The sequence below is a fragment of the Streptococcus infantis genome, assembly GCF_047463655.1.
GTDB classification, from domain to species: domain Bacteria; phylum Bacillota; class Bacilli; order Lactobacillales; family Streptococcaceae; genus Streptococcus; species Streptococcus infantis_Z.
This window is the reverse complement of the sequence record NZ_JASHDM010000010.1, coordinates 12,645-33,930: the sequence shown is the minus strand read 5'-3', so window position 1 is coordinate 33,930 and position 21,286 is coordinate 12,645. Positions and strand designations below refer to the sequence as shown.

Here is a 21,286-nt window from a genome sequence, read left to right as displayed (position 1 = left end):
GCGATAATAGAAGAAAAGTGAAAAATATGGTATAATGAAACGATAGATTTTTGAATAGGAATACAATCATGTTTGGATTTTTAAAAAAAGATAAAGCAACCGAAACCCCGACAATGGTGCCAGACCACATCGGTGTGATCATGGATGGGAATGGCCGTTGGGCTAAAAAACGGATGCAGCCACGAGTCTTTGGCCATAAGGCTGGGATGGATGCTTTGAGAAAGGTAGCTATTGCTGCTAGTGATATGGGCGTCAAAGCCTTGACAGTCTATGCCTTCTCAACTGAAAATTGGACACGTCCAGACCAGGAAGTCAAGTTTATCATGAACTTACCTGTTGAATTTTATGATAAGTTTGTTCCCGAATTGCATCAGAAGAACATGAAGATTCAAATGATTGGGGAGACTGATCGTTTGCCGAAGCAGACTTTTGATGCTCTTAAAAAGGCAGAAGAGCTGACTAAGTTAAATACAGGATTGATTCTCAATTTTGCCCTTAATTATGGTGGACGAGCTGAGATTACACAAGCGGTCAAGTTGATTGCACAGGATGTTTTAGATGCTAAGATCAATCCTGGTGATATCACAGAGGAATTGATTGGGGAATATCTCTTTACGGGACATTTGCCAAAAGTCTTGCGTGATCCTGACTTGATTATTCGAACCAGCGGTGAACTTCGTTTGAGTAATTTCTTGCCTTGGCAGGCTGCTTATAGCGAGCTCTATTTCACGGATGTCTTGTGGCCTGACTTTGATGGGGAAGCCTTGAAAGATGCTATCATCGAGTACAATCATCGCAATCGTCGTTTTGGAGGAGTTTAGGAGATATTATGATACAGGATTTACAAAAGAGAACCCTTTTTGCTATCTTGGCCTTGGCTATCTTTATCCCAATCTTGGCGATTGGTGGCTTATGGCTTCAGATTGCCATGGGGATTGTGGCTATGTTGGGAGTACATGAGTTACTGCGCATGAAGGGTTTAAATACCATGACGCCTGAAGGACTCTTGACTTTACTAGCGACCTTTGCTCTGACCGTACCTTTGGAAAACTACTGGAAGTTTTTACCTGTAGATGGGAATGTTGTAGCTTATAGTGTCGTGATACTGATTTTACTAGGGGCAACAGTCTTCAGCAAGAACTATACCATTGAGGATGCTGTTTTTCCGATTGCCATGAGTTTTTATGTTGGCTCTGGCTTTAATGCTTTGGTCGATGCTCGTATCGCAGGTTTGGATAAGGCGCTTTTGGGGCTTTGTATGGTCTGGGCAACCGATAGTGGAGCCTATCTAGTAGGGATGAAGTTTGGTAAGAGAAAACTAGCTCCGAGAGTTTCCCCTAACAAGACCATAGAGGGTGCTATGGGAGGTATATTGGCTGCTATGCTAGTGACTTTGATTTTTATGCTAGTTGATAGTACTGTTGCTTTACCTTATGGGATTTACAAAATGATGGTTTTTGCTATTTTCTTTAGTATAGCTGGTCAGTTGGGAGATTTGATTGAAAGTGCTATGAAACGTCACTTTGGTGTCAAAGACTCAGGCAAGTTTATCCCAGGTCATGGTGGGGTATTGGATCGTTTTGATTGCATGCTGGCTGTCTTCCCTATTATGCACCTCTTTGGCTTATTTTAAGGAAAGGTAAATAGAAATTAAATGATAGGATTACTAACATTTATCCTGGTCTTTGGGATTATCGTAGTGGTTCACGAATTCGGCCATTTTTACTTTGCTAAGAAATCTGGGATTTTAGTTCGTGAATTTGCCATCGGTATGGGCCCCAAAATCTTTGCCCACATAGGAAAAGATGGAACTGCTTATACCATTCGTCTCCTGCCACTTGGTGGTTACGTTCGGATGGCAGGTTGGGGTGAAGATACGACAGAAATTAAGACTGGAACTCCTGCAAGCCTAACATTGGCAGCGGATGGTAAGGTCAAACGCATCAATCTCTCTGGTAAAAAGGTTGACCAGACAGCTCTGCCAATGCAGGTCACTCAGTTTGATTTTGAGGATAAACTCTTTATTAGAGGCTTGGTCTTAGAAGAGGAAAAGACTTTCTCAGTAGACCATGATGCGACCATTGTGGAAGCTGATGGAACGGAAGTTCGTATCGCTCCCTTAGACGTCCAATATCAGAATGCGACTGTCTGGGGCAAATTGATTACCAACTTTGCTGGTCCTATGAATAATTTTATCCTAGGAGTCGTCGTTTTCTGGATCTTGATTTTCATGCAAGGCGGTGTTCGTGATACGCAAACGAACAATTTCAGCATTATTCCAGATAGCGCTTTGGCTAAGGTTGGAGTTGAAAATACGGCCCAAATCACTAAGGTCGGCAGTTATGAGATTTCAAACTGGTCAGATCTGATCCAGGCTGTTGATGCAGAAACCAGGGACAAAACAGATCCCGTTTTGGATGTGACAGTCTCTGAAAATGGAACTGAAAAACAAGTGAGTGTGATACCTGAAGAAAGCCAAGGACGCTATATCTTGGGTGTTCAACCGAGACTCAAATCAGATATATGGTCTATGTTTATGGGTGGATTTACAACTGCGGCTGATTCAGCTTTGCGCATCCTCAATGCTTTGAAGAGTCTGATTTTTCACCCGGATTTGAATAAGCTGGGCGGTCCCGTTGCTATCTTTAAGGCAAGTAGCGATGCTGCCAAGAATGGACTGGAAAATGTCTTGTACTTCTTGGCTATGATTTCCATCAATATCGGGATTTTCAATCTGATTCCGATACCTGCGCTCGACGGTGGAAAAATCGTGCTTAATATCATCGAAGCCATTCGTCGCAAACCACTAAAACAAGAAATTGAAACCTATGTCACTCTGGTCGGAGTTGTCATTATGGTCGTTTTGATGATCGCCGTAACTTGGAATGACATCATGCGAACCTTCTTTTAAGAAATAGAGGAGTAATTATGAAACAAAGTAAAATGCTTATCCCAACGCTTCGCGAAATGCCAAGCGATGCTCAAGTTATCAGTCACGCACTTATGTTGCGTGCTGGTTATGTTCGTCAAGTATCTGCAGGTGTTTACTCTTACTTACCACTTGCTAACCGTGTTATCGAAAAAGCTAAGAAGATCATGCGTCAAGAGTTTGACAAGATTGGTGCGGTTGAGATGTTGACTCCAGCACTTCTCAGTGCTGACCTTTGGCGTGAGTCTGGCCGTTATGAAACCTACGGTGAGGACTTGTACAAATTGAAAAACCGTGAGAAGTCAGACTTTATCTTGGGGCCAACTCACGAAGAAACTTTTACAGCTATTGTCCGTGATTCTGTCAAGTCTTACAAACAATTACCTTTGAACTTGTATCAAATCCAGCCTAAGTATCGTGATGAAAAACGTCCACGTAATGGACTTCTTCGGACCCGTGAGTTCATCATGAAAGATGGTTATAGCTTCCACGCTAACTACGATAGCTTGGATGTAACCTATGATGAGTACAAGGCTGCTTACGAGCGTATCTTTACTCGTAGTGGCTTGGACTTCAAGGCAATCATCGGTGACGGTGGAGCTATGGGTGGTAAGGATAGCCAAGAATTTATGGCCATCACACCTGCTCGTACAGACCTTGACCGTTGGGTAGTGTTAGATAAATCTGTCGCGTCGTTTGATGAAATCCCTGATCAAGTGCAAGAAGAAATCAAGGCTGAATTGCTCAAATGGATGGTTTCTGGTGAAGACACCATTGCCTACTCAAGTGAGTCAAGCTATGCAGCCAACTTGGAAATGGCAACCAACGCCTACAAACCAAGCAACCGTGTTGTGACTGAAGATCAAGTAGCTCGTGTGGAAACACCAGGTGTCAAATCAATTGATGAAGTTGCTGCTTTCTTGAATGTCTCTGAAGAGCAAACAATCAAGACCTTGGTTTATATCGCAGACGAGGAGCCAATTGTTGCCCTACTCGTTGGCAATGACCAACTCAATGAAGTCAAATTGAAAAACTACCTTGGAGCAGACTTCTTGGAACCTGCAACCGAGGCGGAAGTGAAAGAATTGTTAGGAGCGGACTTTGGTTCACTTGGCCCAGTAAATCTTCCAGAAAATGTCAAGATTATCGCAGACCGCAAGGTACAAGATAGCCGCAATGCTGTAGTGGGGGCTAACGAAGATGGCTACCACTTGACTGGTGTAAACCCCGGTCGTGATTTTACTTCTGAGTATGTCGATATCCGTGAAGTTCGTGAGGGTGAAATCTCTCCAGACGGACAAGGAGTTCTTAACTTTGCGCGTGGTATCGAAATTGGTCACATATTCAAACTTGGGACTCGTTACTCAGCAAGCATGGGTGCAGATGTCTTGGATGAAAATGGTCGTGCTGTGCCAATCATCATGGGATGCTATGGTATCGGTGTGAGCCGTCTCCTTTCAGCAGTCATGGAGCAACACGCTCGCCTCTTTGTCAACAAAACTCCAAAAGGTGAATACCGTTACGCTTGGGGAATCAACTTCCCTAAAGAATTGGCGCCATTTGATGTGCACTTGATTCCAGTTAATGTCAAGGATGAAGAAAGTCTTGCATTGACAGATCGTATCGAAAAAGCTTTGGTAAATAAAGGCTACGAAGTCTTGACGGATGACCGTAACGAACGTGTCGGTGTTAAATTCAGTGACAGCGACTTGATTGGTCTTCCAATCCGTATCACTGTTGGGAAGAAAGCAGCTGATGGTATCGTAGAAGTCAAGATCAAGGCGACAGGGGATACAATCGAAATTCACGCAGATAGCTTGCTTGAAACCCTTGAAATCCTAACAAATAAATAAAATCTATAATCAGAAGAAAAACAAGACAAAAATGTAACTAGTTTTTGCCTTGTTTTTTCTGTATAATGAGAGAAAGTAAGACTCAATGAAAATCAAAGAGCAAACTAGGAAACTAGCCGAAGGTTGCTCAAAACACCGTTTTGAGGTTGTGGATAGAACTGACGAAGTCAGTAACACATATACGGCAAGGCGACGTTGACGCGGTTTGAATTTGATTTTCGAAGAGTATAAACATTAAAAGCGTAAAAAGAGGTAGTACTATGCTAAAATTTCCAAAGGATTTTGTCTGGGGGTCCTCAACTTCTGGACCACAGACAGAAGGACGAGTACCTGGTGATGGCAAGGGAGATAATCTCTGGGATTATTGGTACCAAGTAGAGCCAAACCGTTACTACAATGGCATTGGACCTGATAAGACATCGACCTTCTATGAAAACTGGGAAAAGGATATCGAACTTCTGTTAGAAACAGGGCATACAGCCTTTCGAACTTCTATCCAGTGGTCTCGTATTTTCCCACAGGGGCGTGGAGCAGTCAATCCTCAAGGGGTGGCTTTCTACCGTCAGGTTTTTGAAGCTATCAAAGCTAAGGGGATTCGCCTCTTAGTCAATCTCTATCACTTTGACCTGCCTTTCGCCCTTCAAGAAGATGGGGATGGTTGGGAAAATAAGGCAACTATCAAGACTTATGAAGACTATGCTCGTTTCTGTTTTGAGACCTATGGTGACCTTGTGGACCAATGGATTACCTTCAACGAACCTATCGTTCCTGTTGAGTTTGGCTATTTCTATGATGCCCATTATCCTCACAAGGTAGATGCTAAGGCAGCAGTTAAGGTTGCCTATCATACACAACTAGCCAGCACTCTTGCAGTTAAGGCTTGTCATGAAGTCTTGCCTGGCTCTAAGATTGGGATTGTCCTCAACTTGACACCAGCCTATCCACGTAGCCAGCATCCTGCAGATGTGAAAGCTGCTCGTATTGCCGATCTCTTCCAGGCACAATCTTTCCTAGATCCGTCTGTTTTAGGAGCCTATCCAGAAGAGTTAGTAGAGATTTTAGCAGACCATGACTTATTACCAGAGTACACAGCCGAAGAGTTGGAACTCATTCGTGAAAACACCGTTGACTTCCTAGGAGTCAATTACTATCAGCCTTTGCGTGTTATGGCGCCACGTTTTGCTAAGCATCCTGATAGTCCACTATTACCAGAACATTTCTATGAACCTTACGTTATGCCAGGTCGTAAGATTAATCCGCATCGCGGTTGGGAAATCTACGAGCAAGGGATTTATGACATTGCCCAAAACATCAAGGAAAACTACGGTAATATTGAGTGGATGCTGACAGAGAATGGGATGGGTGTTGAAGGTGAAGACAAATTCCGTGAAAATGGCATGATTCAGGATGACTACCGTATCGACTTTGTCAAAGGTCACCTTCGTGAACTCCATCGCGCTATTGAAGATGGGGCTAACTGTAAAGGCTACTTGATCTGGACCTTTATCGATTGTTGGTCATGGCTCAATAGCTATAAAAACCGTTATGGTTTGGTCGAGCTAGACTTAAAAACACAAGAGCGTCGCTTGAAAAAATCCGGCCACTGGTTCAAAGAACTAAGTGATAATAATGGATTTTAAGATTTTGTAGTCTAACGAATGATATGAAAAAACCATTGGACCTCAACTCTTTTCGAGTTTTTCCAATGGTTTTTCTTGTTCTTATAATAGTCCAATAAAGAGTAGTAGAGCTGATAAACCAATAAAGGCTAGCGTTGCTATACCACGTTGCCCAAAACTATAAATCTTTCTTTCGCCTCGAACTGGGAAGACAATAGCTAGTAATGCGCCACCGACAGCTCCACCTACGTGTCCAGTAAGGCTGATACCAGGTATTAAAACACTACCTACTAGGTTGATGACCAAGAGGGAGAGGTAAGATTGACCGAGCTGTTGCAGATAGGGATTGCGTGAGGCATAACGGAGAACGACAATAGAAGCGAACATACCGTAGAGGGCAGTTGAAGCACCTGCAGTAATGGCATTGGGACTAAAAACGAGGACAAAGAGATTTCCCATCATACCTGATAGAAGGTAGATAAAGAAAAACTGTTTGGAGCCAAAGATTTGTTCCATCTGACGTCCCAAGAAGTAAAGGGATAGCATATTGACTAAAAAGTGCTCCAAGCCAATGTGGACAAAGGTTGCCGAAAATAAGCGCCAGATTTGTTCAGGCATGGCCTTGATAGCAGGAGGATAAACAGCTCCAAACCGATACAAGGTAGCTGCACTTGTGTAATTGAAACCACTGGTTAGAAACATGAGTATAAAAACCAGGGTGGTCACGAGAAGAAAGAAGCTCGTGACAGGATAACGACGATCAAAAATTTCTTTCATAGATGAGTACCTCCTCAACGGGAATATCATGTGGATCAGGATGGAAATCCTGAATCTGACAAGGATAAAGTGTACTAATGGTATGGCCTGGGAAATGCTCCAAGTAGCGGTCGTAATAGCCTCCTCCGTAGCCAACCCGATAGCCAGAAGGATTGAAAGCCAAACCAGGAACATGAATCAAGTCAATCAGAGAGGGTTCAATGATTGAGAAGTTTCCTTTGGGTTCAAGAAGTCCAAAAGAATTTCTTTCGAGCTTCTCTGGTTCATAGAGCACCAGGTCCATTTTCCCATGTGGATAAGTTTTGGGAATGAGGATAGTCTTCCCATCTTTTTGAGCTTGTTCAATGAGCTCAGCTGTCTGAAATTCATGAGGGAAAGACAGGTAAGTGGCGATAGTTTTTGCTTCCTTATAAAAAGGATGTTGAAAGAACTGCTCTGTGAGCCAATCGTTCATGCTCTGCTTTTCTTCCTTAGATAGAGACTTGAGTTCTTGTAAGACCTGCTTGCGTAAGCTTTTTTTCATAGTTTACTCCGCAGCTTTCTTTGCTAAGAAGCTTGATACAGCTTCGACACCGATAGCTAGAGCTTCTTCTTTAGGACTCATCTTTGGATGGTGAAGGGCGTAGGGACTATCAATACCTAGCCAGAACATGACGCCAGGAACCTTTGAAAGAAGATACCCAAAGTCTTCACCTGTCATGGCAGGTTCAATATCGATTAGTTCAATGCCCTCTTTTTCATCAAAGAAGGTCATCAATTCACGGGCTAGTTCAGGGTTGTTTTCGACAGGTAAATAACCTCTCTGCTTGAGTTCAACTTCCACTTCCATATCAAAGGCAGCTACCACACCTTCTGCGATAGCTTTGACACGTTTTTGAACCAAGAGACTCATATTGTGTGTAAGAGCTCGAATGGTTCCATGTAAGAAGGCTGTATCAGCGATGACATTATTGGTTGTACCAGCTTGAAAAACACCGAAAGTGACAACAGCTCCCTCGATAGGATCGACATTACGGCTGACAACCGACTGAACTTGGGTCACAAAATAGCTAGCTGCAACCAGAGCGTCGTTGGCTTCATGTGGAAAGGCAGCGTGACCACCTTTACCCTTGAAACGAATCTTGACTTCGCAAGTTCCTGCAAAGAGTGTATGGGTATTGGTCGCAATTTGTCCAACTTTTAAGTCGGGACGAACATGAAGTCCATAGAATTGGTCAGGCAACCAGTCGCCAAAAGCATCATCTTCATACATGAGCATACCACCTGCTTCGTTTTCTTCTGCAGGTTGGAAGAGAAAGAGGAGGTTGTTTTTTGGTTGTTTTTCTAAAGCACGTTCGAGACTTCCAAGTGCAATGGTCATATGAAAATCATGCCCACAAGCATGCATGCGGTCTTGGTGTTGAGAGGCAAAAGGAAGGCCTGTTTGTTCAACAATTGGGAGTCCGTCGATGTCTGTTCGCCAACCAATGGTACGTTCTGGCTGACTTCCCTGCAAGTAAACTAAAATACCTGTTCGCCAAGTACGAATCTGAACGAAATCCTTACCAGCTGTTAATGTTTCAATGACATTGAGTAAATAAGCGTGAGTCTTGAATTCTTCTAAACCAATCTCAGGAATTTGGTGAAGATCGCGTCGAGTTTGAATCAAATCTAACATAGTTAATTTCCTTCTATTGATACGAGAAAGAGGCTGGAAATATTTCCGCCTCTGTTACTAATTACAAGGTGCGAAGCGCATCTTCTAGCGCTGTTTTTTGTTGGGTTTGGCTATCGATTTCTTTGATAACACGAGCTGGAACACCTGCCACCACAACATTTTCTGGGACATCTTGAGTGACGATGGCACCTGCTGCAACAACAGAACCGCTACCGATTTGAACACCTTCGATAACTACAGCGTTAGCACCGATGAGAACATTATCACCGACACGGACAGGCTCTGCACTAGCTGGTTCGATGACACCTGCAAGAACGGCACCTGCACCAACGTGACTGTTTTTCCCCACGATGGCACGGCCACCAAGGATAGCCCCCATGTCAATCATAGTTCCTGCACCAATTTCAGCACCGATATTGATAACTGCTCCCATCATGATAACAGCATTGTCACCAATTTCAACTTGGTCACGGATGATAGCGCCTGGCTCGATACGAGCATTGATAGCACGTTTATCAAGGAGAGGAACAGCAGAGTTGCGAGCGTCTTGTTCAACAACATAGTCCTTGTTTTCTGTAAGTCCTTCAAGAAGTGGAGCGACATCTTTCCAGTCTCCAAAAAGAACATTCCCAAGCTTGATAACAGAGGCAGGGATCGATCCGTCAAGTTGTCCTTCAAAGGTCACTTTTACGCTTGTCTTTTTCTCAGCATTTGCGATAAATTGGATAATTTCTTGTGCATTCATTTTTGTAGCAGTCATAGGTGTCTCCTCACTCTTTGTAATGCTTACTATTCTACCAAAAAAGGCTTCAATTTTGAAGCCTTAAGTGTCAAAAGAAGGTGTTTAATTCTTGGATTTTGATTCTTCGATGGACAAGAAAATCATAGGAACGATAATCAAAATCATGGCCAGTATTAAGAAACCATCCAGAACCATGCCAAGGAAAAGAACGCTTAGAATAGCAGAGGATAGCGGTTCGCTTGCGCTGACGACTGACACCACCAAGGGAGAAACGAGAGAGACAGCCTTCATCGATAGGAAGAAGGCAAAGGCAGTTCCCAAAAAGGCAATAGTCAAACAAATACAGATACTGATGGCATCAACCTGGAAGCTAATCTTATAAACGGGGTAGAGAAAATTACTAAAAAGGCCCGCAATAATCATTCCCCAACCAACAGTTGGCACAAAACCGTATTTTTTAGCAAAGCGTTGGGGTAAGATGACATTGAACATAACACCTAGGGCACTGAGAAGACCTGTCAGTAAAGCAAGAGGAGTGATGGATAGCTTAGACAAATCGCCTTTGGTAGCCATCAAAAAGACCCCAACCATAGCGACCAAAACATAAAAAATCGCACTTTTAGAAGCTTTTTTCTTGTAGATGATGCGATTATATAGAAGTATAAAGACAGGACTGATAAATTGGAGGATGGTTGCTGTTGTTGCATTAGAGTATTCTACACAGAGATAGAAGAAATACTGAACGGAGAAGATTCCTAAGATAGCATAGGCCAGAAAAGGAAGGTAATTGTTTCGATTTTTCCAGATCTCGAAGAGTTGGGACCGGAGTTTAAGACTAGATAAGACGATTACGAAACTACCTGCGACGAGTAGACGCATAGAAGTAATCCAGCCTGAAGATACTTGATAATGGGCAAAAAAGTACTCTCCTAAAATTCCGCAGATCCCCCAGATCAAGCCAGATAGGAGAGAATAAATGGTTCCCTTAAAAATATTCTTTTGATATTTATTCATGTTGCTATTGTACCATGAAATGAAAAAAGAAAAAAGAGAGTGGAGAAAAATCATTTCTTTCCCACTCTCAATGATTGTGCTAGTTAGCGCTGTTGATTGCTGCTTCTATTATTGGAACTAGAGCTACTGCTCCCGTTACTATTAGAAGTATTATTACGATTATTATTGTTATTGCTATTGTTCGATGAGGAAGAAGATGCTTTAGGAAGACTTCCTAAAATGGTGTTCCAAGCATTTTGGTAGTCTGCATCGCTTCCACCAATAGCGAATTTATAAGTGGTAGTCGGAGCACCATTTTGGTTAGCCCAGTAACTTGTTACCATTTCACCAGTCACATTAATCTCTTTACCATTGATAGTAACCTTACCTGGTTTTTGACCAGTTGATTTGAGGACTTGTGATGAAGTGACACTTGGATCGAGTTTGAAACGTTCTGAACCCCAAGAAGAAGGGGCTGCTTGTTGAATGGCATTTACCAGATGAGCCATATATTTTGCATTACGGTAGTGTCCTGCACCTTTGCCAAGTGGTCGGTTATCATCGTGACCAAGCCAAGCACCAAGGGTTAATCTTGGAGTTGAAAGCATGAGCCACATATCGCCATCTTCATTGGTAGTACCAGTTTTACCAATCCAGTCAGCACCTGCCAAACTTGGGTTGATTGCAACAAGATCGCTCTGGAAGCTTGAAGTCACTTGGGAAGAAATCACATCTCTTAGTAAGCTCTGCATAATGGTTGCAGTTGCTTTAGAGTAGACTTGTACAGGTTCATCTTTGTGCTCATAGATAACCTCGCCGCTGGTTTTTTCGATTTTCGAAATCATGTATTTCTTATGGTAAACACCATTGTTAGCCAAGGTTTGGTAGCCATTTGTATGTTGGGCTACAGTGACATCGATTCCTCCCCCCATAGGAAGACTTTCGATGCCGTACTCAGGAATATCATAGCCCATTTTTTCCATGTAAGAGCGTACATCAACTCCTTTTTGAAGAAGTAACTGATAGGTCCAGTAGGCTGGGATATTCCAAGAGTAATTCAGAGCTTCTTTCAGACTCATCATGGCAGTACCAGAACTATTGACATACATAATCGGATTTCCGTTAGAGAAGTTAGTTGGATAGTTAGATAAGACGCTTGCACTTCCCATCAAACCTTGGTCAATCGCAATACTGTAGGCTAGGATTGGTTTAGTAGTTGAAGCAGGAGACCGTTTAGTGTTAAAGGCGTGGTTGTTTTGATTACTTTGGTAATCACGACCACCGACAAATCCTAAAATGGCTCCTGTTTGGTTATCCATCAAGACATTTCCGACTTCTGGTTGACCAGTATTATCATCGACAAGGTAGCCATAGTTTGCGACAGCATCTTGCATGGCAGAATGGATAGCTTTATCAATTGTAGTTGTGATACGGTAACCACCATTTTGAATCTCTTTTTCAGCCAATTCATGATAAGATTTTTGGATAGATTCGTTCTTTTGTTCTTGTGCAGAGACGTTATCTTTTTTGATTAGATAATCATACATGAGGTTCGTCGCTTCATCGAGGGCAGAGAAGTAGAGGAAACCTTTAGCAGTTACGTTGACATTTTCTGCTGGCAGGAAGTCTTTCTTAATATCGTAGGCTTTATAGGTTTCGTAATCTTCTTGGCTAAGGACTCCAGTTCTGTACATATTGTAGAGAACATCTTTTGAGCGCTTGATTCCAAGTTCAATATCTTCTTCGCTCTTCATCTCACCAGTAGACTCATAAGGTGAGTAGGAAATAGGGCTTTGTGGTAAACCTGCTAGGAAGGCTGCTTGAGGAATGGTTAGTTTGCTAGCATCCACTCCGAAAATCCCAGTTGCAGCCTGCTGAGCCCCTGCGATATTTTGCCCCTTGTTATTGCGACCAAAAGGTGCAACATTTAGATAGGTAGTCAGGATTTCATCCTTATTCATAGCACGTTCTAGGGCTAGAGCATCTACGATTTCACTAGCTTTACGAGCAAGAGTAGGAGCGTCCCCAACTACTTGTTGTTTGATGAGCTGTTGTGTTAGGGTAGAACCACCACTCGAAGAACCAAGGCCGATAAAGTTTCCTAGACTGGCACGAATGACCGCTTTGGGGACGACACCATTGTGCTCTGCAAAGTGTTCGTCCTCGGTTGCAACGATAGCTTGCTTGAGATTCTCTGAGATGGCATCGGATGCGACAGATGTTCGCAAAAGATCGCTCTCGATGGCCCCAATCATGGAACCATCTGCATAGCGAATCTCAGAAATAGATGAAATATCGTTCACCTGTTTAACCAAATCCTCCGTTTGAGGGACACTAACCTGATCAAAAAGAGAAACCGCATACCCCAAAACAACCCCAGTCCCGAGGAGACCGCCAATAAAAGCTAGGATAAAAAGAGTGTTAAAAGTTGCTTTTATTCCAAGTAAAATCTTGGTCCAAATAGTCCAAATGGTTAGTTTTGTTTTGACTTTCTTATTTTTATCTGGATTTTTTTTGGAAGTTGTTAATTTTAGAGACCGAAGTAAGGCCAGTCCTTTTTGTTTGATTCTTGTTACATGTTTGTTCATAGAATTCCTCACTCTTTATTATTATACCATAAAAGCATCTCTTGCAAGAAATTAGGCTTAGAATGGGGGTTAGATAGGGATTGGTTCTTGGGATTTAGACATCAAAAAAGCCAGATTTAAACTAAATCTGACTGTTTGGTAAATTGTTTATTTGTCTCCTGAAAGTTCTTTTCCAAGATCAATCAAGTAGTCCTTCAAGTGCTCTTTGACTTGTGGATGTTTGAGAGCGTATTCGATGGAAGTCTTCATAAATCCAAACTTATCTCCAACATCGTAACGTGAGCCTTTAAACTCGCGAGCAAATACTCGTTGGGTTTTGTTGAGGGTATCGATAGCATCTGTTAGCTGGATTTCATTTCCTGCTCCTGGTGTTTGATTTTCAAGAATACCGAAAATCTCAGGTGTGAGAAGGTAGCGACCGATGATGGCTAAATCACTTGGTGCATCCTCAGGAGCTGGTTTTTCAACGAAGGTTTCAACGCTGTAAAGACCGTCATTTCCTTCACCTTGAGGAGCGATGACACCGTATGAAGAAACTTCATCATGTGGGACAGGCATTACGGCGATAGTAGAAGCATGAGTCTTCTCATAATCATTCATGAGCTGCTTGGTCAATGGAATGGCCTTGTCATTTGTGATATCCATGAGGTCATCTCCAAGCATAACCACAAAGGGTTCGTTTCCAACGAAAGCTTTGGCTTGTAAGACGGCATCTCCGAGTCCACGTGGGTGTGTTTGACGGATGAAGTGAAGACGCATACCAGTTGTTTCGTCAACTAGTTTCAAAAGGTCGGTTTTTCCTTTTTCCTTGAGGTTGTATTCTAGTTCAAAGTTTGAGTCGAAATGGTCTTCGATAGAACGTTTTGACTTTCCTGTTACCACAAGAATGTCCTCAATTCCAGACTTAAGAGCTTCTTCAACGATGAACTGGATGGTTGGTTTATCGACGATTGGCAACATTTCTTTGGCCAAAGCTTTAGTAGCAGGTAGGAAACGAGTTCCAAGTCCCGCAGCAGGGATAACGGCTTTTCTAACTTTTTGCTTCATGAGCTTCCTTTCTAACGGTGACTAAGACCACTCGTTCTCTGCCTTGAACTCATTGCTCATGAGTTCAGAAACGGCATCCTTAATATTAACATTTTCATAAATAACTTGGTAAATGGCTTGGGTGATAGGCATATAAACTCCGAGTTCTTGCGCCAATTCGTAAGCAGCTTTGGTTGTTGAAATTCCTTCAATGACCATTCCCATATTTGCTTCAATATCTGCCAAGGCTTCACCGCGACCAAGAGCATCTCCAGCACGCCAGTTACGTGAGTGGACAGAAGTTCCTGTAACGATTAAATCCCCAACTCCAGAAAGACCACTGTAAGTTAATGGATTTGCTCCAAGTTTAACTCCCAGACGGGTAATTTCTGCCAGCCCGCGCGTGATAATAGCAGCTTTTGCATTATCACCAAATCCAAGTCCATGAAGGGCACCTGCACCAACAGCGATGATATTTTTAAGAGCACCAGCTGTTTCCACTCCGATCACATCCGTATTGGTATAAAGGCGGAAGTAGTGGTTACTAAAGAGTGTCTGAACATATTGAGCAGTTTGTAAATCCTTGGATGCAGCCGTAATCAAGGTGATGTCACGTACAATCGTTTCTTCCGCATGGCTAGGACCAGATACAACCACAATCTCACTACGCAATTCTTCAGGGATTTCTTCTTCTAGAATGGTTGAAAGGCGTTTGTGGCTATTGGGTTCGAGGCCTTTTGAAGCATGCATGACCACCACTTTATGATCCAAAACAGCAGCCACTTGTTGAGCTACCAATCTGGTCACCTTGGTTGGCACCACAAACAAGACAGCATCAACACCCTTCAAGGCTTCTGCTAAATTATGGTAGGCAACAATTTTTTCGTCTAATACAGTATCCTTAAAATAGCGTTTGTTAGTATGTTGTGTATTGATTTCGTCAATTTGATCAGGAATATTTCCCCAGATACGCACTTGGTGTCCGTTGTCATTAAGAACTTGTGACAGTGCAGTACCCCATGAACCAGGCCCTAAAACAGCGATGGTTTGTTTGTCCATATTTTCCTCCTTCTGAGAAAGCACTTTCTTATATTCTACCATAAAAAGCCCTATCATGCATCTATAGAATTCATTAAGAAATTTTTGTCAGACTATTTATGTATCTGAGAAAGAAATTGAAAAAATGACAGTAGAATAATAGGGTGTTCATGGGTCAAAACAATAAAATCACGAAAAGAGAAACAATATTCCCCCTAAAAATGGTATAATAGGAGCATCACGAAAATTGGAGAGACGCTATGAGTTTTTACAATCATAAAGAAATCGAGCCTAAGTGGCAAAAATACTGGGCTGACAATCACACTTTTAAGACAGGAACAGATGCTTCAAAACCGAAGTTTTATGCACTCGATATGTTCCCTTATCCATCTGGAGCTGGTCTTCACGTAGGACACCCAGAAGGCTACACAGCAACAGATATCCTTAGCCGTTTCAAACGTGCGCAAGGCTACAATGTCCTTCATCCAATGGGATGGGATGCCTTTGGTTTGCCTGCAGAGCAATACGCTATGGATACAGGAAATGACCCGGCGGAATTCACAGCGGAAAACATTGCCAACTTCAAACGCCAAATCAATGCCCTTGGTTTCTCTTACGACTGGGACCGTGAAGTCAATACGACAGATCCAAACTACTATAAGTGGACGCAATGGATCTTTACTAAGCTTTACGAAAAAGGCTTGGCCTATGAAGCTGAAGTGCCAGTAAACTGGGTTGAAGAATTGGGAACAGCTATCGCCAACGAAGAAGTACTTCCAGATGGAACATCTGAGCGTGGTGGCTATCCAGTTGTCCGCAAACCAATGCGCCAATGGATGCTTAAAATTACTGCCTATGCGGAGCGCTTGCTCAATGACTTGGATGATCTTGACTGGCCAGAGTCTATCAAAGATATGCAACGCAACTGGATTGGGAAATCAACTGGTGCCAATGTCACTTTCAAAGTAAAAGGGACTGACAAGGAATTCACTGTCTTTACGACACGTCCAGACACCCTCTTTGGTGCGACCTTCACTGTTTTGGCGCCTGAGCATGAACTAGTAGATGCCATCACAAGTCCTGAACAAGCTGAGGCTGTAGCGAACTACAAACACCAAGCTAGCTTGAAGTCAGACTTGGCTCGTACAGATCTTGCCAAGGAAAAAACAGGGGTTTGGACTGGAGCTTATGCTATTAACCCTGTTAATGGTAAGGAAATCCCAATCTGGATTGCGGATTACGTTTTGTCTAGCTATGGTACAGGTGCTGTTATGGCTGTACCTGCCCACGACCAACGTGACTGGGAATTTGCTAAACAATTCGGCCTTCCAATCGTAGAAGTCTTGGAAGGTGGAAACGTAGCAGAAGCTGCTTACACAGAGGATGGCCTTCACGTCAACTCTGACTTCTTGAACGGTCTCAACAAAGAAGAAGCGATTGCTAAAATCGTGTCTTGGCTAGAAGAAAAAGGCTTTGGTCAAGAGAAGGTGACTTACCGCCTTCGCGACTGGCTCTTTAGCCGTCAACGTTACTGGGGTGAACCAATCCCAATTATTCATTGGGAAGATGGAACTTCAACAGCTGTTCCAGAAAGTGAATTGCCACTTGTCTTGCCAGTAACCAAGGACATACGCCCTTCAGGTACTGGAGAAAGCCCATTGGCGAACTTGACAGACTGGCTTGAAGTGACTCGTGAAGATGGTGTTAAAGGTCGTCGTGAAACAAATACTATGCCACAATGGGCAGGTTCAAGCTGGTATTACCTCCGTTATATCGATCCACACAACACTGAGAAATTAGCCGATGAGGACCTCCTCAAACAATGGTTGCCAGTCGATATCTATGTGGGTGGTGCAGAACACGCTGTTCTCCACTTGCTTTACGCTCGTTTCTGGCACAAATTCCTCTATGACCTTGGTGTTGTACCGACTAAAGAGCCATTCCAAAAACTCTTTAACCAAGGAATGATCTTAGGAACAAGCTACCGTGACCACCGTGGTGCTCTTGTGGCAACTGACAAGGTTGAAAAACGTGATGGTTCCTTCTTCCATGTGGAAACAGGCGAAGAGTTGGAGCAAGCACCAGCCAAGATGTCTAAATCCCTCAAGAACGTGGTTAACCCAGACGATGTGGTGGAACAATACGGTGCGGATACCCTTCGTGTCTATGAAATGTTCATGGGACCACTAGATGCTTCTATCGCTTGGTCAGAAGAAGGTTTGGAAGGAAGCCGTAAATTCCTTGACCGTGTTTACCGTTTGATTACAAGTAAAGAAATCGTTGCGGAAAACAATGGCGCTCTTGACAAGGTTTATAACGAAACTGTTAAGGCTGTCACTGAGCAAATAGAGTCGATGAAATTCAACACAGCCATTGCTCAGCTCATGGTCTTTGTCAATGCGGCGAATAAGGAAGACAAACTCTATGTGGATTACGCCAAAGGCTTTATCCAATTGATTGCCCCATTTGCGCCTCACTTGGCAGAAGAACTCTGGCAAACAGTCGCAGCAACAGGTGAGTCTATCTCTTATGTAGCTTGGCCAACATGGGATGAAAGCAAATTGGTTGAAGACGAAATTGAAATCGTCGTCCAAATCAAAGGTAAAGTCCGTGCTAAACTCATGGTCGCTAAAGACCTATCACGAGAAGAATTGCAAGAAGTCGCTCTCGCTGACGAAAAAGTCAAAGCAGAGATCGATGGCAAGGAAATTGTGAAAGTGATTGCGGTACCGAATAAGCTCGTGAATATTGTCGTTAAATAACGAGTTTATTAGCCATATCTGCCACCTTCAATAGTCCACTGGACTATTGAAGCCAACCAAACTTGTAAATATTGTTGTGAAATAAATTTAAAAGTCCTTCAGAGCTAAGCTTTGGAGGATTTTTTAGGCTCAGCTTGACAACAAATAGTATTTTTGTTAATATCATTAACAAAAGAGGGGCGTTATGAATAAGAAAGAACTGCATAAGTTTAATAATCGTTTTAACAGCTTTGCTTTAGCTTTTGAACAGTTGAAAAAAGCTCAGCATAGGAACAGTATTGATAAATCAATCACTATTAATGAAGTCCATTTGATCGACCTGATAGGCCGCAATCAGCCTGTGAATCTAGTGAAATTATCTGAGTTACTTGAAGTATCTAGGAGTGCCATTACTCAGAGTGTTAGACGTTTAACCCAGAAAGACCTCGTTGCTTTTGAATTTGCATCGGATAATGAAAAGAATAAATATCTGATATTATCCCAAAAAGGGGTTGACGTTTTTAACATTCATAAAGAACAGCAAGAATATATAGAGACAGCCATTTTTTCAGTTTTAAATAACTATAGTGAAAAGGACCTTCAAATGATTATGAAATTGATGGATGATGTTGAAAAGGTATGGCAAGAATTACCGTGGTAAAAATCACGGTAATTTTAAAACTATATTGTTAATTATATTAACAAAAAGAGGAAGATATGAATATAAAAATTGAACTGATTTCAGAGTCTGATTTAGCAGACGAATCTTTTAATATTGTCATCGATGGCTTAAAACCAAGAGAAACATATCGAGTCGAAATGTTTCTATCCGATTATTATTGTATCAATGCTCCCATGCTATTAGCTCATGATGTCTTATGGAAATCAACAGCGACTTTTGTATCGGATATGAATGGTATTATTGATATTTCACAAACTCCATCTTGTTCTGGCTCTGATGAAGATATTGCAATAATGGGGTTATTCTTTAATGCCAAGCCCTTGACCAATAAGGAAAAGAAACTGTCAAACTCTCTTTCTAAAATTCCCTTATTAGATCATTTTTTTGTGGAAGTCAAAATTATGCAAGGAAGTACTGTCATTGCAGAGAGAACTTTCACAAGACATTACATGAGTTCGCAAATTAGTCATCAAGATATTTACGGGAAACATTTTCAAGGGAGACTCTTTTATGATCAAAAGGCAATAAAAGCACCAGCATTGATTATTGTGAGCGGTAGTGAAGGAAGGATTGAAAAGGCACAGAATATAGCTCAGCTTCTATCTTCTAGAGGTTATATTTGCCTAGCAGTTGCCTACTTTGGTTTAGAGGGGTTGCCAAAACATTTGGAACGTATTCCTTTAGAGTGCCTTGTGGAAGCAAAGGATTATCTACGTCAGCATCATCAAGTAGATAGTGAAAGAATTGGAATCTATGGACGGTCTAAGGGAGCAGAGTTAGTTTTAGCTGAGGAGAGCATTTTTAATGACGTTCAATGTTTGGTACTAAATTCACCCTCTGATGTGGTGTATGAAGGGATAAAAGGGAAATGGAACTCCCATACTTCTTCTTGGACGTATTTGCAAAGAGAACTTCCCTATCAAAAGTTTCGACTTAGAGATTATCTGTTTAGCAAACTTTTTAGAAAAAGCTTCCCTAAAGATCGTACTGCTAAGATAGATATTGGTCAAATGCATTCACCTATCTTATTGCTCGGAAGTACTGTTGATGAAATATGGGATGCCTCGTCAGCAATTGATGATATTGTCTCAGATTATAAAGGACACCACATTACATTTAAAAAATATCATGAAACAGGTCACATGTTGACAGTGGCTTATCAACCAAATCACCGTTATCGAAAAGATTGGCGTTTATTGATGAGAGAGAGTAAGGATTCTTGGCTAGCTACGATTCATTTTTTTGATAGGCATTTGAAGAAGAAATAAAAATAGATTATAAATATGCTATAATAGTTCCAACTAAGATAAAAACACAGTTCTGGTTGGTAGTCCAGACGTAGGCAAGCCTATCAGTAACCTTCCTCCTTGGTTGTCCATTCTTAGGGATAGATTTAAGGAGGTGCTGTCGTGGAAACAATTTCAATTGGATTGACAGTTTATTTTGAAGATGGATTTTGGCATGGTTTGTTCGAACAAGTGTATCGAGAAACTTATCAAGTTTGTCGTGTGACATTTGGTCAGGAGCCAAAAGATGATGAAATTCTAGAGATCTTACAGACTCAGTTTACTCAATTATCTTTTAGTCCAGAAGCTACAGTTAAGCAGCATGTAAAAATCAAGAATCCTAAACGATTACAGCGAGCTGTGAAGAAACAAGTAAAGCAGAAAGTTTCTTCCAAGTCGAAAGAATTATTGCAGTTGCAGTATGAGGAAAGGAAAAAGATTTCAAAACATCAATCTAGTGTCCAAAAACAATTGCTCAAACAAGAGAAATTCGAACGCAAACAGCAAAAACGTAGAGAGAAGCACAAGGGGCATTAACTCACTCGTTTCCATATTTGATCAATCCTCCATAAACTGGAGGATTTTTTGTAGATTACCTGTGAGATGTGATATACTATTCACATCTTTAAACTTATAAGAGTGAGACAAGGAGAAAACTATGCCTGTGAATGAATATGGTCAGATGATTGGTGAACCTGTAGACGATACACCTGGAGTTTTACCTTCACTTGTACGGATAGAAGGACAGTATACGATTATCGAAGCTTTGTCAGTAGAAAAGCATGCGGAGGATTTGCTGGATGTTTATGGTCCAGATACACCTCGGGAGATGTGGACCTATCTCTTTCAACCACCAGTAGAAAATCTTGAAGAATTAATTGTTGCTTTAAAGCAGATGATTGAGCGCAAGGATCGCTTCTATTATGCGATTATTGATAAAGCGACTGGAAAGGCGCTGGGGACTTTTTCTCTCATGCGCATTGACCAAGCCAATCGCGTGATTGAAGTTGGCGCGGTGACCTTTTCGCCGGCTCTTAAACAGACCAGGATGGGAACAGAAGCCCACTATTTGCTTGCTCGTTATGTCTTTGAAGAGCTTAACTATCGCCGTTATGAGTGGAAATGTGATGCACTAAATCTACCTTCTAGAAAAGCGGCAGAACGTTTGGGTTTTATCTACGAAGGCACTTTCCGCCAAGCTGTTATTTATAAAGGGCGTACCAGAGATACGGACTGGATGTCTATGATTGATAAGGATTGGCCAAGGGTTAAAGCTCGTTTTGAATCGTGGTTGAGTCCAGATAATTTTGATGAAAATGGGCAACAGTTGAAATCCCTTAGAGAATGTTAGAAAG

Annotated in this window: 18 protein-coding genes; 10 read left to right on the top strand and 8 right to left on the bottom strand. The window is 42.0% G+C overall.

The features are described from left to right. The first annotated feature begins 68 nt into the window (after positions 1–68). From QM877_RS07535 to QM877_RS07515, 5 genes are all read left to right on the top strand, one after another. On the top strand, positions 69–821 hold the full coding sequence (locus QM877_RS07535) for an isoprenyl transferase (RefSeq protein ID WP_248034973.1): 753 nt from the start codon (positions 69–71) through the stop codon (positions 819–821). Positions 822–829: 8 nt separating this feature from the next. After that, positions 830–1,633, top strand: a complete 804-nt coding sequence (locus tag QM877_RS07530; RefSeq protein ID WP_414318044.1) for a phosphatidate cytidylyltransferase — start codon at positions 830–832, stop codon at positions 1,631–1,633. A gap of 21 nt (positions 1,634–1,654) precedes the next feature. After that, the gene (gene rseP, locus QM877_RS07525; protein WP_414318043.1) at positions 1,655–2,911 is read left to right on the top strand and encodes an RIP metalloprotease RseP; all 1,257 of its coding nucleotides are present in this window, start codon (positions 1,655–1,657) and stop codon (positions 2,909–2,911) included. 17 nt (positions 2,912–2,928) lie between these two features. Next, positions 2,929–4,782, top strand: coding sequence for a proline--tRNA ligase (locus tag QM877_RS07520; RefSeq protein WP_414318042.1), 1,854 nt, complete (start codon positions 2,929–2,931; stop codon positions 4,780–4,782). Positions 4,783–5,042: 260 nt separating this feature from the next. Further along, positions 5,043–6,422 carry a glycoside hydrolase family 1 protein gene (locus tag QM877_RS07515; RefSeq protein ID WP_414318041.1) on the top strand — a complete coding sequence of 460 codons (1,380 nt, stop codon included), beginning with the start codon at positions 5,043–5,045 and terminating at the stop codon, positions 6,420–6,422. 81 nt (positions 6,423–6,503) lie between these two features. Here the strand turns inward: QM877_RS07515 and QM877_RS07510 are convergent, their stop codons facing one another. From QM877_RS07510 to QM877_RS07475, 8 genes are all read right to left on the bottom strand, one after another. Then, complete coding sequence (locus tag QM877_RS07510; protein ID WP_414318040.1) at positions 6,504–7,178, bottom strand: rhomboid family intramembrane serine protease; 675 nt, start codon at positions 7,176–7,178, stop codon at positions 6,504–6,506. Then, positions 7,162–7,701 (bottom strand): 5-formyltetrahydrofolate cyclo-ligase, encoded by a 540-nt coding sequence (locus QM877_RS07505; RefSeq protein ID WP_414318039.1) that lies wholly within the window; start codon positions 7,699–7,701, stop codon positions 7,162–7,164. Before QM877_RS07505 ends, QM877_RS07510 begins: the two co-directional genes overlap by 17 nt. A gap of 3 nt (positions 7,702–7,704) precedes the next feature. Further along, a complete protein-coding gene (locus QM877_RS07500) occupies positions 7,705–8,835 on the bottom strand; it encodes an N-acetyldiaminopimelate deacetylase (protein WP_414318038.1) in 1,131 nt (376 codons plus the stop codon). Positions 8,836–8,896: 61 nt separating this feature from the next. Then, positions 8,897–9,595 (bottom strand): 2,3,4,5-tetrahydropyridine-2,6-dicarboxylate N-acetyltransferase, encoded by a 699-nt coding sequence (gene dapD / locus QM877_RS07495; protein WP_414318037.1) that lies wholly within the window; start codon positions 9,593–9,595, stop codon positions 8,897–8,899. Between the two features lie 84 nt (positions 9,596–9,679). Next, a complete protein-coding gene (locus tag QM877_RS07490) occupies positions 9,680–10,591 on the bottom strand; it encodes a DMT family transporter (RefSeq protein ID WP_414318036.1) in 912 nt (303 codons plus the stop codon). Positions 10,592–10,674: 83 nt separating this feature from the next. Further along, on the bottom strand, positions 10,675–13,158 hold the full coding sequence (gene pbp1b / locus QM877_RS07485) for a penicillin-binding protein PBP1B (protein ID WP_414318035.1): 2,484 nt from the start codon (positions 13,156–13,158) through the stop codon (positions 10,675–10,677). Between the two features lie 147 nt (positions 13,159–13,305). Then, positions 13,306–14,205, bottom strand: coding sequence for a UTP--glucose-1-phosphate uridylyltransferase GalU (gene galU / locus QM877_RS07480; RefSeq protein ID WP_414318034.1), 900 nt, complete (start codon positions 14,203–14,205; stop codon positions 13,306–13,308). Between the two features lie 21 nt (positions 14,206–14,226). Beyond that, entirely contained in the window at positions 14,227–15,243 is a 1,017-nt protein-coding gene (locus QM877_RS07475; RefSeq protein ID WP_414318033.1) for an NAD(P)H-dependent glycerol-3-phosphate dehydrogenase, read from the bottom strand. A gap of 239 nt (positions 15,244–15,482) precedes the next feature. On the opposite strand from QM877_RS07475, the gene leuS reads away from it, so the two are divergent. The 5 genes from leuS to QM877_RS07450 all read left to right on the top strand — a co-directional run bounded on the left by leuS (position 15,483) and on the right by QM877_RS07450 (position 21,282). Next, positions 15,483–17,984 (top strand): leucine--tRNA ligase, encoded by a 2,502-nt coding sequence (gene leuS, locus QM877_RS07470; RefSeq protein WP_414318032.1) that lies wholly within the window; start codon positions 15,483–15,485, stop codon positions 17,982–17,984. A gap of 184 nt (positions 17,985–18,168) precedes the next feature. Continuing rightward, entirely contained in the window at positions 18,169–18,624 is a 456-nt protein-coding gene (locus tag QM877_RS07465; protein WP_178894497.1) for a MarR family winged helix-turn-helix transcriptional regulator, read from the top strand. 56 nt (positions 18,625–18,680) lie between these two features. Beyond that, positions 18,681–19,913: an acyl-CoA thioesterase/BAAT N-terminal domain-containing protein gene (locus QM877_RS07460; protein ID WP_201037011.1), complete on the top strand. Its 1,233-nt coding sequence runs from the start codon at positions 18,681–18,683 to the stop codon at positions 19,911–19,913. 141 nt (positions 19,914–20,054) lie between these two features. Next, positions 20,055–20,468, top strand: coding sequence for a YjdF family protein (locus QM877_RS07455; RefSeq protein WP_178894499.1), 414 nt, complete (start codon positions 20,055–20,057; stop codon positions 20,466–20,468). Positions 20,469–20,589: 121 nt separating this feature from the next. Next, positions 20,590–21,282, top strand: a complete 693-nt coding sequence (locus tag QM877_RS07450; RefSeq protein ID WP_414294842.1) for a GNAT family N-acetyltransferase — start codon at positions 20,590–20,592, stop codon at positions 21,280–21,282. The last annotated feature ends 4 nt before the right edge of the window (positions 21,283–21,286 follow it).

Coding starts and splice junctions, on each gene's coding strand:
- leuS (WP_414318032.1), top strand. CDS start 15,483: ATGAGTTTTTACAATCATAAAGAAATCGAGCCTAAGTGGCAAAAATAC.
- QM877_RS07535 (WP_248034973.1), top strand. CDS start 69: ATGTTTGGATTTTTAAAAAAAGATAAAGCAACCGAAACCCCGACAATG.
- QM877_RS07465 (WP_178894497.1), top strand. CDS start 18,169: ATGAATAAGAAAGAACTGCATAAGTTTAATAATCGTTTTAACAGCTTT.
- QM877_RS07515 (WP_414318041.1), top strand. CDS start 5,043: ATGCTAAAATTTCCAAAGGATTTTGTCTGGGGGTCCTCAACTTCTGGA.
- QM877_RS07520 (WP_414318042.1), top strand. CDS start 2,929: ATGAAACAAAGTAAAATGCTTATCCCAACGCTTCGCGAAATGCCAAGC.
- QM877_RS07505 (WP_414318039.1), bottom strand. CDS start 7,701: ATGAAAAAAAGCTTACGCAAGCAGGTCTTACAAGAACTCAAGTCTCTA.
- rseP (WP_414318043.1), top strand. CDS start 1,655: ATGATAGGATTACTAACATTTATCCTGGTCTTTGGGATTATCGTAGTG.
- QM877_RS07475 (WP_414318033.1), bottom strand. CDS start 15,243: ATGGACAAACAAACCATCGCTGTTTTAGGGCCTGGTTCATGGGGTACT.
- QM877_RS07530 (WP_414318044.1), top strand. CDS start 830: ATGATACAGGATTTACAAAAGAGAACCCTTTTTGCTATCTTGGCCTTG.
- QM877_RS07510 (WP_414318040.1), bottom strand. CDS start 7,178: ATGAAAGAAATTTTTGATCGTCGTTATCCTGTCACGAGCTTCTTTCTT.
- QM877_RS07450 (WP_414294842.1), top strand. CDS start 20,590: ATGCCTGTGAATGAATATGGTCAGATGATTGGTGAACCTGTAGACGAT.
- QM877_RS07460 (WP_201037011.1), top strand. CDS start 18,681: ATGAATATAAAAATTGAACTGATTTCAGAGTCTGATTTAGCAGACGAA.
- dapD (WP_414318037.1), bottom strand. CDS start 9,595: ATGACTGCTACAAAAATGAATGCACAAGAAATTATCCAATTTATCGCA.
- galU (WP_414318034.1), bottom strand. CDS start 14,205: ATGAAGCAAAAAGTTAGAAAAGCCGTTATCCCTGCTGCGGGACTTGGA.
- QM877_RS07500 (WP_414318038.1), bottom strand. CDS start 8,835: ATGTTAGATTTGATTCAAACTCGACGCGATCTTCACCAAATTCCTGAG.
- pbp1b (WP_414318035.1), bottom strand. CDS start 13,158: ATGAACAAACATGTAACAAGAATCAAACAAAAAGGACTGGCCTTACTT.
- QM877_RS07490 (WP_414318036.1), bottom strand. CDS start 10,591: ATGAATAAATATCAAAAGAATATTTTTAAGGGAACCATTTATTCTCTC.